Origin of the sequence: Pseudomonas lini, assembly GCF_964063345.1 — a bacterium.
Lineage (GTDB): Bacteria > Pseudomonadota > Gammaproteobacteria > Pseudomonadales > Pseudomonadaceae > Aquipseudomonas > Aquipseudomonas lini_B.
The window spans coordinates 796,489-812,806 of sequence record NZ_OZ061318.1 but is presented as its reverse complement, the minus strand read 5'-3'; the positions used below and the strand labels follow the sequence as shown (position 1 = coordinate 812,806).

Here is a 16,318-nt window from a genome sequence, read left to right as displayed (position 1 = left end):
GCGAAGGGGCCATCAGTTACTTCACCGATTTCAAAAACGCCGCCGTTTCCGCATGCACCGGATTACCGATCACCTGATCCGGCGAGCCGATCTCGTGCACCAGGCCATTGCGAAAGAACGCCACTCGGTCGGAGACATCGCGGGCAAAGCGGATTTCGTGGGTCACCAGCACCATGGTCATGCCGTCTTCGGCGAGCATGCGCATGGTATCCAGCACCTCGCCGACCAATTGCGGATCGAGGGCCGACGTGGCTTCGTCGAACAGCATGTAGTCCGGCGACATCGCCAAGGCGCGGGCGATGGCCATGCGTTGCTGCTGGCCACCGGACAACTTGCCGGGAAAGGTCTTGAGCTTGTCGGCAAGGCCCACGTGGGTCAGTTGCTGCACCGCCAGCTCCTCGGCGTCGCACTTGCTTTTACCCAGCACTTTGCGCGGCGCCAGCATCACGTTTTCCAGCACCGTCAGGTGCGGAAAGGCGTTCCATTGCTGGAACACGATGCCGATTTTCTGCCGCAGGCGATTGAGGTCGGTGGCGCTGTCATGCACCTCGACGCCGTCGACGCGGATGCTGCCTTTCTGGATCGGTTCCAGGCCGTTGATGCACATCAGCAGGGTCGATTTGCCGGAGCCCGAGCCGCCGATGATCGACACCACCTCGCCCTTGTTCACCGTCAGGCTGACACCCTTGACCACGGCGAGGTCGCCGAAGGATTTATGTACGTTGTCGATCTCAATCATTTTCTTGCCACCTTCTTTCCAGACGAGCGCCCAGGCGTGCGACCACCAGGCTCATGACGTAGTAAATAAGGCCCGCGATGCACAGCACCAGCAACGGTTCCTGGATGCGGGTGACGATGGTTTGCGAGGCGCGCAGCAGTTCGACGATGCCGATCCACATCACCAGGGCGGTGTCTTTCATCACGCCGAGCACCAGGTTCAGCCAGCCGGGGAAAGCCACCCGGGTGGCCATCGGCAGGACGATCCAGCGCAGGTCCTGCAGGAAGCTCAGGCCCAGCGAGCGACTGGCCCGACGCAGGGTGAACGGCACCGACAACACGCCAGCGCGCACGATCTCGGTGAAGTACGCGGCGGCATAAACCCCCAGCACAATGCAGCCGACGCTGAAGGCGCTGATGTTCAAGCCGACGATGCTTTTGAGCGAGTTGAACAGCACGAACTGGATCAGCAACGGCACGCTGCGAAACACGTCCAGTACCCAGGCCAGGGGCAAACTGGCCCGCGGCAACAGGGCCCGCAGCAAGCCGAAGAGCAAGCCGGCGAGGGAGCCGAGCATGATCGACCAGAACGTCAGTTGCAGCGTGACCCAGGCGCCATTGAGCAGGAACAACAGGTCATTGGAGGAAAACCCGGTATTAAACATGCACGACTCCTCAGTAACGGAACAACCGCCAGGCCATCAGCCGGGCTGCCGCGACGATCGCCTTGGCAATCAGGTAATACAGCACCGCTGCAATGGCGAAGAACTCGAAGGTGCGGAACGTTTTGACGTTGTAGTCCTGGGTCACGCCGGTCAGGTCATTGTTCAGCCCGACGATCACCCCCAGCGATGTCATCAGCACCGCCCAGACCATTTGATTAGTCAGCGGGTAGAAGACGATTCGCAGCAGCTGCGGGACGATGATCATGCGGTAGGCCTGGAAGGCACTCATGCCCAGCGAACGTGCGGCGCGCACTTGTGTGTCCGGGACGGCCTTGAGGCCACCGCGAAAGTTCTCCGCCAGATACCCGGCATTGTTGAAGGTGATCCCGGCCAGCAGGGCGAGCCATGAACTGACGTGCATGCCCAGCGAGCCGAGACCGAAGTAGAGGACATAGATCTGGAACAGCGACGGGGTGTTGCGCGCGATCGATACCCAGCCATTGCCGATGCCGCGCAGCAGCGGGTTTTTGCTTTCGCGCATTACGGTCAGGGCCAGGGCGATCAGCACGCCGAAGATCATCGACAGCGCCGCGGTCTCGAAGGTGACCAGGGCACCGGCGAGCATGTCCGGCAGGGCGCGTAGCGCTGAGCGCCATTGGAAACTGTAGTCAAACATGCGCAGGGCTCTCCATCAGGACGGCAGGTTGTAACCACGCCGGCAGGCGCCCGCTGGCGGTGGCATTGCAGGCGGCATCGATGCATTCTTTGATGCTGGCGAAATGCACCTTGCGGCCCACCAGGCCGGGTGCGTAATGGGCGTATTTGCCGGAGTTGGTCATCAAGGTTTTTGCGCCCGGCGGGATCACCGGTTCGCCGAGCATGCACCAGCAGGTATCGGTGACCAGGGTGGCGCCGAACGCTTCGATCACGGCGATATGCCCGGCTTCGCGAGCTTGCTCCAGCACGGCGCGGCCGCAGGTAATAACGAGGACCACGTCAAGGTGTTTGTGTCGACCGAGACACAACCGTGCGAGGTGGGCGAACTCGCTGAGGGAGAAATGCGGATTGCCCAGCGAGACCACATCCACTTGGCTGTCACGGGCAGTGTTGAGTTCGCGCCAGCTGACCAATAGATCGATCAGGCGGATTTTTTCCACGGGGAGGGATACATCCACCTCCAGCACCCGCGACGGGTCGATGGCCTCCGGAGTTACTCCGGCGATATGGAACAGTGGCGCGGCGGATGTGGTGGCAAATGCCGCGCCGAAAGCTTTGAGATCGTCCAGGCTCGGGTTGCGGTTTTTCAACCCGCGCACCAATGGAATCCGGCTGCCCGCCAGCGTACCGATGTGGTACCCGAGCAGCGGGTAGAAGGCGTCGTCCAGTTCACCCAGGGCAGGCAACTCGATCTGCAGTCGGGCCTTGCGTTGTGCGTCCAGATGGCAGCCGATCAACGGGGCGCGGCCGGTCAGCGCGATGCAGATGTCCAGGTAGTCCGGGTACTTCAAGGTGCGTGCGCCGAGCACGCTGTTGGCGTAGACCACCGCATTGGATTCGGCCCAGACGATCTGCTCGCCAGCCTTCGGCGCGCTGTCGAGCAGGTAGGGCGCGCAGGTGAAACTCAGCTGTGCACCCATCGCCATATAGGCATCGCCCAAGGCACTGGCCGGTTCACCGAGGGCAGGGTCGATGCCCAGCTCGCGCCAGCGGCGCTGGTCCACGGAAATCGAATTGAGGGTGGTGGGCACCCGCACTGTTGCTCCCCATTGCACCAATTGTTGGGCAAAACGCAGGCTCGCAGGTCCCGTGTAGATGCAGCCGTCGATGTGCGCCTGGGTGACATCCACCAAATGTCGGGCACCTTGCAGTTCGGCCATGCGCAGGACGATCTGCATGGCCATCTGCGCGGCCTTGCCATGCTGGCCGTCGAGCAGCGCCCGGTCGTGTTCGGTGAGTTCGATCGCGGTGGCGATATCGGTGCTCGGCAAAGGGCTGTCGAGTGCCTGCCAGGCATCGCCCGGCAGGTGCTCGAACAGGCTCAGCGTTGTGTCCTCGACCCGAGCGAAAGCATTGCCGCGCAGAGCGACGAAGGCCTCCCTGCCGATGCACAGCACCGGCAGGGAACGCTCGAAAATGGTCTGTGCCACAAGCACGCCCAAGGTCAGGATCTCATCGGGCTCGGCCAGCACCAGTGCGGCCGGTGCGTGACCGTTGCTGATCAGTTCCATCAACACGCTACTGCCGGTGCACGAGCCGCGACCGCTGGGAATGGCCAGCACGCGGCCGGCCAGGTATTCGCCGCTGAGCGGGTGGTGACGGTCAATGATCTCGCCGCTGTACGGATCGACCCCGCCCCAGAAACTCAAGCCCACATCGGCGAACAGTAGGGCGCCTTGGGCGGCGCCCGCGACCAGGCTGCGACCGGTCAGAGAAATTGACCCAGGCATGCCGGACATCTCAGTAGTAGACCTTTGGCACGGTCAGGTCGGTGGGTGAAATCTCGGTGCCGACCCATTTTGTGAACAGCTCGTTGTAACGGCCTGTTCGCACTTGCTGGTTCACGAACAGGTCCAGATACCGGAGCAGACCGTACTCGTTGCGTTTGGCTCCGAGGGACACGTAGTCGATCACGTACGGGGCGTTACCGGCGATTTTCAGGTTCTTGTATTTGCCCGATTTGAGCGTGGCGGCGGCCACAGTGTTGGTGACCACAGTGGCGTCGATGTGACCCTGGGCGACCGCCAACAGCGTGTCGTTTTGCGACTGATAGGCGCGGAAGGTGCCGGTGCCCCAGTTCTTCACGTCTTTTTCCAGAGCGATGGCTTCATAGGTACCGCTGGTGTTGCCCAGCGCTTTGCCTTTGATATCGGCGAAGCTGTTGATGCCAGTGTTGTCGCGGGTCAGCACCACCATCTGGAAGGCAAAGTAAGGCACGGTAAGGCCGACAGTCTTGGCCCGTTCGAGGGTATCGGAGGTGGAGGCGACGATCACGTCGGCACGCCCGGAGACCAGCGCCGGAATGCGGTCCGGGAACGGCGTCTCTACGACTTCGGCCTCCACTCCGAGGATTTTTGCCAGATCGCGGCAGTAGTCCACGTCAAAACCGGCCGGGTTGTTGCCTTCATCACGGAAACCCATGGGCGGGAAGTCCAGGGTCACGGCGCAGCGCAGTTTGCCCGAACCGATAATGTCGTCGAGCTTGTCGGCCTGGGCGGTGGCGATAAAGGAGGTACTGAGAACAGCGCTGAGGGCTACGGCAAATGCGGGGTTTTTCATAGAGGCCTCGTTGATGTGAAGTGCTGTCGGATATCGTATTGGGGATTTCGTATACGATATTAACAATAGCAATCAACGTGCCTATTTCCAGGCGCAAGCGCGAATTAATCGGCAGCCCTTGAAGTAGAGGTGTTGCAGTGGCGCAACTGGATGCCGTGAAGGCTTGGGCCCGCATTGGCAGGTGTTACAGATGGGAGCAATGGTTGTGCGGGGCGCCCCTTTAAGGAACACCGGCCTGCGATCTTTTGATCGACCAACCTTTGCCCGGATTCACCCCATGTGGCGAGGGAGCTTGCTCCTGTTGGGTTGCGAAGCGGCCCCAATCCCGGCAATCACGGTTTTTCAGACATACCGCATGCTCAGGCTTTGCGACTGCTGCGCAGCCGAGCGGGAGCAAGCTCCCTCGCCACAAAAGGTCTGTGGCCTCAGATCAATGGTCAGGACGGCGGATCAAGATTATCCAGCACCCGATTCACCGCCAATTCCCCGAGCATGACCACCGATTGAATCCCCAACATCATGTTGCGATGTGGCATGTCCATCAACCCGGCGAACTCAGTGAGCATCATGCTCGCTGACGCCAGGGATTCGCAGGCATTGACCAGCAGGGTTTCGTTATCGACCTGGGTGCCGACATGGTAAATGGTGCTGGGTTTGCGCTTGGTGTCTTTGGGGATGGGTGGTTTGAGGTAGTGATCGAGGGCGCGGTCGGCGGCTTCGTTGAGCTTTTTGGAATCGAGGGATTCGTACGGGGATGTTGGATCGGTTTCCGGTGGGTTGGGTGTGGCTTTGAACATAGTAATGCTCCTTGATTAGTGGAGCCGCCACGGTTCGCTGCGAAACGAAGATAGGTGGCAGCTGTACGCAGGTTCGCAGACCGGGAATCAAGGAACCCGGCAGACCCGAAGATCTCCCGCGCACAGCCGCCATAATGCAATTCAGCGAACGAAAACGTCATCTGAAAAGGAACGGTGGCGCTGTACGCCTTGATTGAGCCGGGCTGCGAAACCCGATCGCTGTTTTTCAGCGACCCGGAAACGATAGAGCCCGGCCTCAAGGCGCACAAGCCGGCGGATTCTGGCGTAGTCGTAGGCAACGGCGCAAGGATGTGTAGCCCGGGTGAGTGTCTGGAAGTGTCATTTAAACAGTGCCTGTTTAGCAGTCTGACACCGAGCCTTGTGGTGACTGTACCGGCCTCATCGCGGGCAAGCCTGCTCCCACAGGTATTGGTGTCGCATACGAGGCATGTGATCGATACCCAACCCGTAGGAGCGAGGCTTGCCCGCGAAGACTGACTCACAGACGCCGAACGTCCTCAGCCCTTCCACGCCCCGGCATAGAGCCGTCCAGGCGATTTGCAGTCCGCAATGCCGTGTGGTTAGCTGCCGGCACTCCCCAGCCCTTTGACTACCGAAGCCATAATGAACTTTACCCAGCCTCGTTTGAGATTGCTGTCGATACTGGCCGTGACCCTGTTAGTGGTGGGCTGTACGTCCTACTACCTGTTTCGCCAGAGCAGTGCGTCGGTAAGTGACAACTTCACCGCCGAGGACATGAACGAAGGCGGCGTAGAGGACATCGGCACGCTGGCACTGCCTGACGTGGAAAAGCGTCTGAATTACTTGATCCATGACACGGGTGAAACCCTCAGCTCTTTGGAGCTGCTCATTGAATCGGAATTTAGCCTGACCGTTGACGGAGCCAAGCCTGCCAGCGAGCAGGAGCTGCAATACGAGGAGCTGTTTGTCCCTTTCACCAGTGCGCAGGTGAAAACTGCGCTGGCGTCGATCCAGGACCTGCGATTTGCTCAGAAGCTGTTTGCCGATGGTTCCGAATTGAGGTTTGACACCAGCAGCCTTGATCCTCTCTGGAAGCGCGCCGCCACGCCGGATGAGTCTGTGGCCCACCAGTACCGTCCGGAGCGCTTGCGTTTTCGAGATGGCAGCGAGAAAAACTTCGCCGATATCAAGGTGCAGTCCAAGATCGAGCCGGACGATAGTGTGCCGTCCCCTGAACCCATCGCACTATCGGTCAACAAACCCTTGGCCAGTCTCGGCCTGACGATTGCTTACCGCAGCTACCCGGCGTTCAAAAAAGTGGTCTTGGACAAGGACCACCCTAAGGTGACCCTGGACGACGGCCAATATTTTCAGCTCACAGCCCTCGGTGACTCAAGCGCCTCGCTGCGGCTGAGTACGCCCAAAAAGTCGACCTTCGTGGTGCAGGGTTTGACCGATGCGGGCAAGGCGCTATACAGCAACGGTAACAACACCCGTTCCTTCCCCTCAGAGGGCGATATTGCAGCGTTGCGTGACTTTCACAAAGCCCTGCTGCAGACCAAGGATGATCTCCAGCAGTTCAAGACCAGTCAGGCTGTACAACAACAGCTGGAGCATTTGACCAAGGATCTTGCCACCCGGGGAGGGCTGCTGAAAAACACCGAGGCCGACTACCGCTTCGAGGCTACCCCGCAACGTATCGTCATTCATGTGCTTGATCCGATGGAAGACAACACCGCCGTTATCACCGAGGTACACAACGTCCTTGCGGAGCAAACGCGTTACATCGCCCTTGACCGGAAATCCGATCGCTACGGCTTCATCGATCCGGCTGGACAGTGGTTGATCAAACCACGTTGGGTACAGGTGCAAGATAGCGTGGTGGCGGATGTCTACACGTTGTTTACGCTGAAAAAGTCCAGCGACCCTCAATCGGACAGGCAGGAAATGCGGGACCAACTCGCCTATTTCCCCGCTGGCAGCAATAAACTCGTAGACCTGCCGTTCGAATATATAACGCAGACAATGGACGATGGCCTGCTGCTGGTGGAGCGTGAAACCAACGGCCCCTACGGGCTCTACGACTCCAGGAATTACCGTTTCACGCTGCCGATGAAGTTCGTCAACCCCACCGTGAGCGGCAACCTGTTCATCGCCCGTCTCGGCAACAAAACGTACGCCACGGAGGGCCACTACGGCGCCTATACCTTGGCCGGCAAGGAGGTTCTACCGCCGCAGTTCTCCGAGATCGAGCAAAGCGGTGGTTACCTCTACACCCTCTCTGCCGATCGGAGTCGTCAGGACGTTTTCGACCTGGAAGGTAAACGGATCAACCTCCAGGGTTACAACGTGATAGGTCGGTTTTTTGGCGAGCAGCCACTGCTGGTACAGGACGCTAAAAGCAGGAAATTTGCTTTTATTAACCGCCAGGGGGCGCTGCTGCCCATCAAGTTACCGTATGACGAGGTGGAGCCGTTTTCCAACGGTATGGCAGTGGTCGGGCGTGATCGCAGCTATGGTGCCATCGACCTGGCCGGCAGGTTGCAGATTCCGCTGGAATACAATCGGATCAACTCATTTCAAACCCGCTACGCAGCCGCCGTCCCGGTCGGCAGTAGTAGTGGACTGGTGTTGATCAGTCAAAACAACCAACAGGTCAAGAAACTCGGTTCCTACACCAGCCTGAAAGTCCCTGATAACGGCAACGAAGCCCGTTACTACGTGGAGGATCCGAGCAACCCTGACGAGTCTCTGGTCTATGACGCCGATGGCAATCTCGTGCAGAAAGAAGAATAAGGGTACGCCTCTGAATGGCATGGAATGGACCTTGGTGCTCAAAGCGCAGCCATACCTTTTTTCACCAGCTGTGTGCGGCAGTCATATTGATGTTGAGTTATGTGCTGGTCTTCAGGGCCTCTTCGCGGGCAAGCCCGCTCCCACAGTGATCGGTGTCGTTCACAAATCCTGTGGTCAAAACAGATACCTACCACAGTGATCGGTGTCGTTCACAAATCCTGTGATCAAAGCAGATACCTGTGGGAGCGGGCTTGCCCGCGATGAGGCCCGAAAGAACACCCTCAAACCAAGGATCAAATCGCGCACATCCACCTAACGCTGATTATCCCGAAACTGGCTCGGTGACAAACTAGTCAACGCCCGAAACTGCCGGCTAAAAGCACTATGGTCGGTGTAACCGCAGCGCAAGGCGATTTCGGTGATCGGCAGGTCGGTGTGCAGTAACAGCCGCGAACCTTCTTCCAGGCGCGCCTTGTGAATCATCTGCCGTGGGGTGAGCTGGAAAACCCGTTTGCAGTGACGCTCCAGTTGCGCCACGGAATAGCCGGCGATGGCGGTCAGTTCGGCGAGGCTGATGGCGCGGGCGAAGTGGTTGCGGATATGCGCATCCACGGCGGCGAGTTTCTGGAAGGCGGGGTGGTTGGACTGGGGTGATTGCAGGTCGCGGGAGATCCCGGCCAGGCCAACGATGTGACCCTGTTCATCCTGCAAGGCGAGTTTGTGGGTCAGGCACCAGATCGGCTGATTGCCGTAATACAAGTGCAGTTCCAGTTGATCGGACAGTTCGCGGCCGCTGGACAGTACCCGCCGATCCTGTTCGGTGTACAGCGGGCCGAAGCGTTCCGGGAAGACCATTTCGGCGGTGAGCCCCAGCAGCTCCTCGCGATGTTTGAAACCGCAACGCCGGGCCAGGGTCTGGTTGACGAAGGCGTAGCGGGCTTCGCGGTCCTTGATGAAAAACACCACGTCCGCCAGGGTATCGAGCAGCGGCGCAATCGGCTGCAGGCTGTTGAGCAGCGTTGGCAGGTCGCAGGGTTTGAAGGTGCTGAGCGAGGGATACATGGCGCTGGGGTCTGATGGCGACCCCGGGATCATAGAGGCTCGACAGCGTGGCCGAAACCCCCGAGGGGGTTTCAGGCTGGAGGGGGGGCGTCCAGGCACATCAAGGTCTCGATTCGCGCCGGGCTGAAGGGCGGGCGAGGCGCCGAAGGTTGCCAGCCGAACAGGTGCTGCACCGCACCGCCACACACTCGGCCCTGACAGGCACCCATGCCGCAGCGACTGGCCAGCTTGGCTTCGCGCCAGTCAGTGTGCCCGGCCAATGCGGCGTAGGGCACGTCTTCGCAGCGGCAGACCAGGGTGTCGGATTGAGACAAGGACTTGAGTTGCGGGTCGAGGGCGAATGCCTGATTCAGTGCCTTGGCAAACCCCTGCCAGCGTGCCCGGCGTGGCCACAATTGACGGGCTGCTTCAAGGTTACCGACCGCCGCGTGGCCAGCAATTTCACCTTCGACCAACGCCAGTTCACTGCCACCAAACCCCGTGCATTCACCCGCCGCATAATGATCGGCACGGTTGCTGGCCTGCCAGGCATCCACCGCCAACGCCTGACCTTCGATGGCGTAACCCAGTGCCTGGCCCAATTGAATGTTCGGGATCAAGCCGAAACCACAGGCCAGCCGATCACATTCCAGTTCGACGATTTTGCCTTGCTGTTGCAGGCGCACGCCTTCCAGTCGCTCAGTGCCAAGAGCGGCCAGCACATGAGTTGCGGTGCGGTAATGGCGGTCGAGCAAGCTGAACGATTGCAACCATTTGGCAGGCCAGCGGGGCAGTTGCGCGGCGAAACCGGCGACGGCAATGCGCGAGGCTTGCTCGGCGATGCGTTGTACTTGCGCGCCATGTTTTTTCGCGGTGGCGGCACTCGCCAGTAATAGCGGGCCGCTGCCGGCGATCACCACGCGCTCACCTTGCACCGGCACACCCGCCTTGATGAGCGCCTGCAAGCCACCGGCCCCGGTCACGCCCGGCAACGTCCAGCCGGGGAAGGGCAGCAGCAACTCGCGGGCGCCGGTGCACAGAATCAGTTTGTCGTAACTGATCAACCAGCCGTCCTCATCATCTTCGACCAGCAATTGTTTCGGCCCGGGACTGGCGATCACCCGGGTGCCGGCGTGATGACGGATGTTGCTGCAAGCCTGCAAACGCTCACGCAGGCGACGCGCCTGATCGGGCACGCTGGCTTGAGGGCCGTCACGCCAGATTTGCCCGCCCGGTAGTGGGTTGTCGTCGAGCATGACGATGCGTGCGCCGCTGGGTGCGGCGGCAAGGGCGGCGGCCATGCCAGCGGGGCCGGCACCGACGATCAGCAGATCGGCGTATTCGTTCATGGGCGTGTCTCCACCTGCATGCCGTCTCGGCACAAAGTCTGGCAGGCGAGGCGTCGCCGGCCGTCGATGGTCACCCGGCACTCCTGGCAAATGCCCATGCCGCACAGTGGTGCGCGACGCTGACCACTGACCGAGGTGCGCGTGCAGCCATCGCTGCCCAACGCCAAGGCAGCGGCGACGCTGGTGCCCTCGGCCACCTTCAAGGCGCGGCCGTCCAGCAGCAATTCAGGCATAGACAGGTTCTCCGAGGAAGCGCTGGGGCAGATAGGGTTGCGCGGCCAGTGGCGGGGTTTCGTTGAACAGTTGCGCCACCAGCAAGTCGGCGGTGCCGGGGGCCGTGGTGACGCCCAACCCTTCGTGACCGACGGCCAGCCACAAACCCTGGCGCTGCGGGTGTTGGCCAACCAGCGGCAGGCCGTCGGGGCTGGCGGCGCGAAAGCCGGTCCAGGCGCGGATGCCGTTGAGCCGGGCCAGCCCCGGCATGTACTCGGCGGCGCGCTTGAGCATTTTCGCCAGCATCCAGCCTTCGACCTGCGGGTCGGTGGTGCCGAATTGGCGCGAGGCACCGATGAACAATTGCCCGGTGGGGCGCGGCTGAATATTGCAGGCGGTCGACGGTCCCGTGGCGTTGTGGGCGCTGGTCACGTAACCCAGCTCGACCAGGGTGTGGGTGACGGTGCGGGGGTAGCGGTCGGTAATCAGCAGGTGACCTTTTTTCGGCTCGATGGGCAACTCCGGGCACAGTTCGTTGGCCTGAATACCGTTGGCCAACACCACCGCTTCGGCACTCAACCAGTGACCGTCATCGAGGCATACACGATTGCCATCGACCGCGCTGACCCGCGCCCGGCGTTGACGAATGTTCGGCGTATCGAGCATCCAGCTGGCCGTCGCCGGCGCATAAAGAATGCCGTCGCCAGTGATCAACAAACCGCCTTCCAGGCCTTCGCGCAGTTCCGGTTCACGCTGGCGCAAAGCACTGGCACTAATCAATTCGCACGCCACGCCCTGGGCTTGCAGGTTCAAGTATTTGCCATGGGCGACTGCCATCTCCTCGGCATTGGCCGCCAGCCACAGCGTGCCGTTGTTGCGGTAAGCGCAGCCGTCGGGCAGGTCCGGCGCCAGCTCGCGCCAGCGTTGCAGGGAGTATTGACTCAGGGCCAGTTCGGCCGGGTTGTCGTCGAGCACCAGCAAGTGGCCCATGCCCGCTGCCGTCGCACCGTGCAGGCCGGCGTCCAGCACCAATACCTGCAAACCGCGACGGGCCAGCGCCTGGGCGCAAGCGGCGCCGATGATGCCGGCGCCGATCACGATCACATCGGCCACAAGGCCCTCGTTCATGGGCGAATGCCCCAGGCGAACGGGTCATCTTGTTCGATGATCAAACTGGCTTCGGCGCTGATAAAGGCCCGGCCGCGAATGGTCGGCACAACGCGCTCGCCCTGCCATTCGTAAGAGCCTTCGAACTCGCTGCCGATGACACTGGCCTGGCGCCAGATCTGTCCCGGTTGCAACTTGTCGTCCGCGGCCAGGCACGCCAGTTTGGCGCTGGTGCCAGTGCCGCACGGTGAGCGGTCATAAGCCTTGCCGGGGCAGAGGACAAAGTTGCGGCTGTCGGCGTGATCATCCTCGGCGAACAGCTCGACATGGTCGATCAACCCGCCGTCTTCGCCACGAATACCCTGGGCCTCCAGTGCCTGCTGCACGGCGTAGGTATAAGCGGTCAGCGCGTCGAGGTTGTCGCCGGCTACCCGCAGGCCATGCTCGGCGATCAGGAAAAACCAGTTGCCGCCCCAAGCGATATCGCCGACCACCTGACCGACATCTGGCACCTGCAACATCAACGCCTTGCGATAACGGTAGGCCGGCACATTGCGCACGCTTACCGAATGATCTTCGTGCAGGGTCGCCTGCACCGTACCCACCGGGGTCTCGATGCTGTGCACGCCGGGGCTGATCTTGCCCAGATGCGCCAACGACGCCACGAGGCCGATGGTGCCGTGGCCGCACATGCCCAGGTAACCGGTGTTGTTGAAGAAAATCACCCCGGCACAAGCGCTCGGGTCCACCGGTGTGCAGAGCAGGGCACCCACCAGCACGTCGCTGCCGCGGGGTTCCAGCACACAAGCGGCGCGCCATTGATCGTGATGTTCGGCGAGCAGCTTGCGGCGTTCAGCCATGCTGCCGGTGCCCAAGTCAGGAAAGCCGGCAGTCACCAGGCGGGTCGGTTCGCCGCCGGTATGGGAGTCGATCACGGTGATGCGTTTCATGGGAGGGCCACGTCCGTTCGGTTGAGTGAACGAAAGAGTGGCCTGTGCGGCGGGGTGTCGGCTTGATGGATTTATCCTGTGCCGATGACGAAATCGGCACAGCGTCCTGAAGGGTCAGTGAGCGTGAGGCAGGTGCTCGAACAGGGTCTTGCAGACCCCGGCAATGTGCTCGTCCAGCAGCTTCACCGCCAGATCCACATCCCCGGCACGACAGGCCGCGAGGATTTCACGGTGCTCGTGATCAGCCCGCTCCTTGCCGGCCGAAAGGCTCATCTGCATGCGCAGGTAGCGCTCCAGTTTGTCATTGACCGAACGAATCAGGCTGACCAGAAACGGCCGTTGCGCCGGCTCGTAAAGGCAAGCGTGCAGCTCCCAATTGAGCTCGGCCCAGCGGCCCACATCGTCCTCGCCAATGAATTCCTGACAGATACGCTCGGCACGGGCGAAGGTTTCTTCGGTCATGTTGGGAATGGCCAGGCGCAGTATTTTGTCCTCGAGCAACATCCGCACTTCGAACATCTGCGCCAGCTCGGCATCGGACACCCGCGTGACCATCGCCCCGCGATTGCGCTGGAACATCACCAGCCCTTCGGCCTCCAACCGCTTGAGGGCCTCGCGCACCGGAATCTTGCTGACGTTGAACTGGCGGGCAATGTCGTCCTGGCGAATCGGCTCATCTTCGGCGAAATGCCCGGCGACGATCGCATCCCGCAGATGACGGGTGATGATTTCCGAGGTCGAAGGTGTGTTGCCAAGGTCGGGAGCGTTGAGTTTGGGTAGGTTCACGGCAGCGGTCGTTTGGAGTGAGATGGCGATAGGGTATACGAAATTCTTTCGCTGCGAAGTTCCAGGCGATGGCCGCCCCGAAGAATAGGCATCGGCGGGGCGCTACCCAGACGCTTCACGTGAGATCTCACAGGCCTGAGTAGTCATTCGACAGCCCGTCAGCCCGGGATTGAGCGGGATGGCCGAGTGGATATCTGCGTGAAGCCGATTATGCTTCAAGAAACCTTGCAGCGATGCGAGGCCGTCAGCCTGTTTGCATGCTTTGCGCAATCCGTAATCCGATGACATAGCCCTAGGGCCTGGGTGCGGTAAAAAGAGAGTGGGGTACTCCGGCCTACAACAAGAGCAAGACGGAGAAGACTCATGGCCGCAATCGACAACACCTCCACTGGCAGCGCGCCCCACCACGGGATCACCAAGGAGGAGCGCAAGGTCATTTTCGCCTCGTCCCTGGGCACCGTGTTCGAGTGGTACGACTTCTACCTTTACGGCTCCCTCGCCGCGATCATCGCCAAGCACTTCTTCGCCGGCGTCAATGAGACAACGTCCTTCATCTTCGCACTGCTCGCGTTCGCCGCCGGCTTCGCTGTACGTCCCTTCGGCGCCATTGTGTTCGGCCGACTGGGCGACATGATCGGGCGCAAGCACACGTTCCTCATCACCATTGTCATCATGGGTATCTCCACCGCCGTCGTGGGCTTTTTGCCCGGCTATGCGACCATCGGCGTGGCGGCGCCGATCATTCTGATCAGCTTGCGCCTGTTGCAAGGCTTGGCTCTGGGCGGTGAGTACGGCGGTGCGGCGACCTACGTGGCCGAACATGCGCCCAAAGGCAAGCGTGGTTACTTCACCTCGTGGATCCAGACCACCGCGACCCTCGGCCTGTTCCTTTCGCTGCTGGTGATCCTCGCCTGCCGAACCATCCTCGGCACCGAAGCCTTCGAGGCCTGGGGCTGGCGGATTCCGTTCCTGCTGTCGATCCTGCTGCTGATCGTCTCGGTGTACATCCGCTTGCAACTCAGCGAGTCACCGGTGTTCTTGAAGATGAAGGAAGAAGGCAAGTCGTCCAAGGCGCCGCTGACCGAATCCTTCGCCCGCTGGGAAAACCTCAAGATAGTGATCATGGCATTGCTTGGCGGCACTGCCGGCCAGGCGGTGGTCTGGTACACCGGGCAGTTCTATGCGCTGTTCTTCCTGCTGCAGACGTTGAAGATCGACCCGCAGACTGCCAACCTGTTGATTGCCGGCTCGCTGCTGATAGGCACACCGTTCTTCGTCATATTCGGCAGCCTGTCCGACCGCATCGGCCGCAAAGGGATCATCATGGCCGGTTGCATTATCGCGGCGCTGACCTACTTCCCGATTTTCCATGCGTTGACCCAATACGGTAATCCCGACGTATTCGCTGCGCAGGAGAAGAACCCGGTCACGGTGATCGCCGATCAGAGTAAGTGCTCGTTCCAGTTCGACCCGGTGGGCAAGGCCAAATTCACCAGCTCCTGCGACCTTGCCAAGACCCTGCTGGCGAAGAAGGCTATTCCCTACAAAAACGAAAAGGCCGAACCGGGCGCTGTAGCGCAAGTGCGCATCGGCGATAAGGTGATCCCGAGCTTCGAGGGTACCGGTATGCCGGCCGCCGACTTCAAGGCCCGTAACGACGCCTTCGTTGCTACCCTCGGCACCGCCCTCAAGGAGGCCGGTTACCCCGAGAAGGCCGACCCGGCCAAGACCAATTACCCGATGGTGTTGTTGCTCCTGACCATCCTGGTGATCTACGTCACCATGGTCTACGGCCCGATCGCCGCCTGGCTGGTGGAACTCTTCCCGGCGCGCATTCGCTACACCTCGATGTCGCTGCCGTATCACATCGGCAATGGCTGGTTCGGCGGCTTTCTGCCCACGGTGGCATTCGCCATGGTCGCGGCCACGGGGGATATCTACTACGGGCTGTGGTACCCCATCGTCATCGCGGTGATGACGGCCATACTTGGCACGTTCTTCCTGCCGGAAACCAAGGATCGGGAAATTCATCACACATAAGGTTGGACATGCCCTTTCCCGTGGGGGAGAGGGCAAGAACCTTCGTGGCGGGGACATGCTTGAGCGTTAGCGCTTGCGACGATGGCCCGTGATCATCGACAGAGGCAGGTTTTCACGCAAGCGCAGGCTTTCCACCAGCGCCGCGACGATATGCACGCAAACCAGCGCGAGCAGCACGTTGGCCATAACCTCATGCACATCACGTAGCCAGTCTTCGCCCCAGAAATAGTCCACTTCTTCCATCAAAAAACCGCTGATACCGAGGCCGGTCATCAACAGCAGCATGAGGACCATCACCAGTGCTCCGATGGGCGAGTGCCCCATGCGGTGATAGCCCTTGCCGGAAAACAGCGCCCGGCCATGCTGAACGACCCGGGTCGGGGTCGGCCAGAAGTCTGACCAACGCGCCGATGGCGGGCCGATGAACCCCCACACCACACGCACCAGCACGACAGCCACGGCGTAATAGCCGAGCCAGCGATGCCAGCCGTCTCCTTCCTCGTTGAGGAAGTAGTCGCTGATGAAGACAACCGCCAGGGACCAATGACAAACGCGTACGAGAGGGTCCCAGAGGCGCAGGGTTTCAGCTTTCACAGGGG

Annotated in this window: 15 protein-coding genes; 2 read left to right on the top strand and 13 right to left on the bottom strand. The window is 60.9% G+C overall.

The annotated features are described in order from the left end of the window. Positions 1–16: 16 nt before the first annotated feature. The 6 genes from AB3226_RS03725 to AB3226_RS03700 all read right to left on the bottom strand — a co-directional run bounded on the left by AB3226_RS03725 (position 17) and on the right by AB3226_RS03700 (position 5,455). On the bottom strand, positions 17–739 hold the full coding sequence (locus AB3226_RS03725; RefSeq protein WP_095053608.1) for an amino acid ABC transporter ATP-binding protein: 723 nt from the start codon (positions 737–739) through the stop codon (positions 17–19). Next, on the bottom strand, positions 732–1,382 hold the full coding sequence (locus AB3226_RS03720; protein WP_095053607.1) for an amino acid ABC transporter permease: 651 nt from the start codon (positions 1,380–1,382) through the stop codon (positions 732–734). Before AB3226_RS03720 ends, AB3226_RS03725 begins: the two co-directional genes overlap by 8 nt. Before the next feature lie 10 nt (positions 1,383–1,392). After that, positions 1,393–2,058 carry an amino acid ABC transporter permease gene (locus AB3226_RS03715; protein ID WP_123721031.1) on the bottom strand — a complete coding sequence of 222 codons (666 nt, stop codon included), beginning with the start codon at positions 2,056–2,058 and terminating at the stop codon, positions 1,393–1,395. Next, complete coding sequence (locus AB3226_RS03710; protein WP_367372080.1) at positions 2,051–3,829, bottom strand: aconitase X; 1,779 nt, start codon at positions 3,827–3,829, stop codon at positions 2,051–2,053. Before AB3226_RS03710 ends, AB3226_RS03715 begins: the two co-directional genes overlap by 8 nt. A 10-nt stretch (positions 3,830–3,839) precedes the next feature. After that, a complete protein-coding gene (locus AB3226_RS03705; protein WP_367372079.1) occupies positions 3,840–4,658 on the bottom strand; it encodes a transporter substrate-binding domain-containing protein in 819 nt (272 codons plus the stop codon). Positions 4,659–5,095: 437 nt separating this feature from the next. Continuing rightward, positions 5,096–5,455, bottom strand: coding sequence for a DUF6124 family protein (locus AB3226_RS03700; RefSeq protein WP_367372078.1), 360 nt, complete (start codon positions 5,453–5,455; stop codon positions 5,096–5,098). A gap of 624 nt (positions 5,456–6,079) precedes the next feature. Between AB3226_RS03700 and AB3226_RS03695 the strand changes: the two genes are divergently transcribed. Next, a complete protein-coding gene (locus tag AB3226_RS03695; protein ID WP_367372077.1) occupies positions 6,080–8,233 on the top strand; it encodes a WG repeat-containing protein in 2,154 nt (717 codons plus the stop codon). A gap of 312 nt (positions 8,234–8,545) precedes the next feature. On the opposite strand, the gene AB3226_RS03690 is transcribed toward AB3226_RS03695, so the two are convergent. From AB3226_RS03690 to AB3226_RS03665, 6 genes are all read right to left on the bottom strand, one after another. Then, the gene (locus AB3226_RS03690; protein WP_367372076.1) at positions 8,546–9,295 is read right to left on the bottom strand and encodes a helix-turn-helix domain-containing protein; all 750 of its coding nucleotides are present in this window, start codon (positions 9,293–9,295) and stop codon (positions 8,546–8,548) included. Positions 9,296–9,366: 71 nt separating this feature from the next. After that, complete coding sequence (locus AB3226_RS03685) at positions 9,367–10,623, bottom strand: FAD-dependent oxidoreductase (RefSeq protein ID WP_367372075.1); 1,257 nt, start codon at positions 10,621–10,623, stop codon at positions 9,367–9,369. Next, a complete protein-coding gene (locus AB3226_RS03680) occupies positions 10,620–10,856 on the bottom strand; it encodes a (2Fe-2S)-binding protein (protein ID WP_052965270.1) in 237 nt (78 codons plus the stop codon). Before AB3226_RS03680 ends, AB3226_RS03685 begins: the two co-directional genes overlap by 4 nt. Then, positions 10,849–11,964, bottom strand: a complete 1,116-nt coding sequence (locus AB3226_RS03675) for an NAD(P)/FAD-dependent oxidoreductase (RefSeq protein WP_367372074.1) — start codon at positions 11,962–11,964, stop codon at positions 10,849–10,851. Before AB3226_RS03675 ends, AB3226_RS03680 begins: the two co-directional genes overlap by 8 nt. Then, a complete protein-coding gene (locus AB3226_RS03670) occupies positions 11,961–12,893 on the bottom strand; it encodes a 4-hydroxyproline epimerase (RefSeq protein WP_367372073.1) in 933 nt (310 codons plus the stop codon). The genes AB3226_RS03675 and AB3226_RS03670 overlap by 4 nt, the downstream gene beginning before the upstream one ends. Positions 12,894–13,007: 114 nt before the next feature. Continuing rightward, the gene (locus AB3226_RS03665) at positions 13,008–13,679 is read right to left on the bottom strand and encodes a GntR family transcriptional regulator (protein WP_038980174.1); all 672 of its coding nucleotides are present in this window, start codon (positions 13,677–13,679) and stop codon (positions 13,008–13,010) included. Positions 13,680–14,042: 363 nt separating this feature from the next. Between AB3226_RS03665 and AB3226_RS03660 the strand changes: the two genes are divergently transcribed. Continuing rightward, positions 14,043–15,719, top strand: coding sequence for an MFS transporter (locus AB3226_RS03660; RefSeq protein ID WP_367372072.1), 1,677 nt, complete (start codon positions 14,043–14,045; stop codon positions 15,717–15,719). Between the two features lie 66 nt (positions 15,720–15,785). Here the strand turns inward: AB3226_RS03660 and AB3226_RS03655 are convergent, their stop codons facing one another. Continuing rightward, positions 15,786–16,313 carry a cytochrome b/b6 domain-containing protein gene (locus AB3226_RS03655; RefSeq protein ID WP_367372071.1) on the bottom strand — a complete coding sequence of 176 codons (528 nt, stop codon included), beginning with the start codon at positions 16,311–16,313 and terminating at the stop codon, positions 15,786–15,788. Positions 16,314–16,318 lie beyond the last annotated feature (5 nt).

What these genes read in the sequence shown, in the direction of transcription:
- AB3226_RS03695 (WP_367372077.1), top strand. Translation starts at nt 6,080, where the DNA reads ATGAACTTTACCCAGCCTCGTTTGAGATTGCTGTCGATACTGGCCGTG.
- AB3226_RS03715 (WP_123721031.1), bottom strand. Translation starts at nt 2,058, where the DNA reads ATGTTTGACTACAGTTTCCAATGGCGCTCAGCGCTACGCGCCCTGCCG.
- AB3226_RS03725 (WP_095053608.1), bottom strand. Translation starts at nt 739, where the DNA reads ATGATTGAGATCGACAACGTACATAAATCCTTCGGCGACCTCGCCGTG.
- AB3226_RS03710 (WP_367372080.1), bottom strand. Translation starts at nt 3,829, where the DNA reads ATGCCTGGGTCAATTTCTCTGACCGGTCGCAGCCTGGTCGCGGGCGCC.
- AB3226_RS03700 (WP_367372078.1), bottom strand. Translation starts at nt 5,455, where the DNA reads ATGTTCAAAGCCACACCCAACCCACCGGAAACCGATCCAACATCCCCG.
- AB3226_RS03675 (WP_367372074.1), bottom strand. Translation starts at nt 11,964, where the DNA reads ATGAACGAGGGCCTTGTGGCCGATGTGATCGTGATCGGCGCCGGCATC.
- AB3226_RS03690 (WP_367372076.1), bottom strand. Translation starts at nt 9,295, where the DNA reads ATGTATCCCTCGCTCAGCACCTTCAAACCCTGCGACCTGCCAACGCTG.
- AB3226_RS03660 (WP_367372072.1), top strand. Translation starts at nt 14,043, where the DNA reads ATGGCCGCAATCGACAACACCTCCACTGGCAGCGCGCCCCACCACGGG.
- AB3226_RS03680 (WP_052965270.1), bottom strand. Translation starts at nt 10,856, where the DNA reads ATGCCTGAATTGCTGCTGGACGGCCGCGCCTTGAAGGTGGCCGAGGGC.
- AB3226_RS03670 (WP_367372073.1), bottom strand. Translation starts at nt 12,893, where the DNA reads ATGAAACGCATCACCGTGATCGACTCCCATACCGGCGGCGAACCGACC.
- AB3226_RS03720 (WP_095053607.1), bottom strand. Translation starts at nt 1,382, where the DNA reads ATGTTTAATACCGGGTTTTCCTCCAATGACCTGTTGTTCCTGCTCAAT.
- AB3226_RS03685 (WP_367372075.1), bottom strand. Translation starts at nt 10,623, where the DNA reads ATGAACGAATACGCCGATCTGCTGATCGTCGGTGCCGGCCCCGCTGGC.
- AB3226_RS03705 (WP_367372079.1), bottom strand. Translation starts at nt 4,658, where the DNA reads ATGAAAAACCCCGCATTTGCCGTAGCCCTCAGCGCTGTTCTCAGTACC.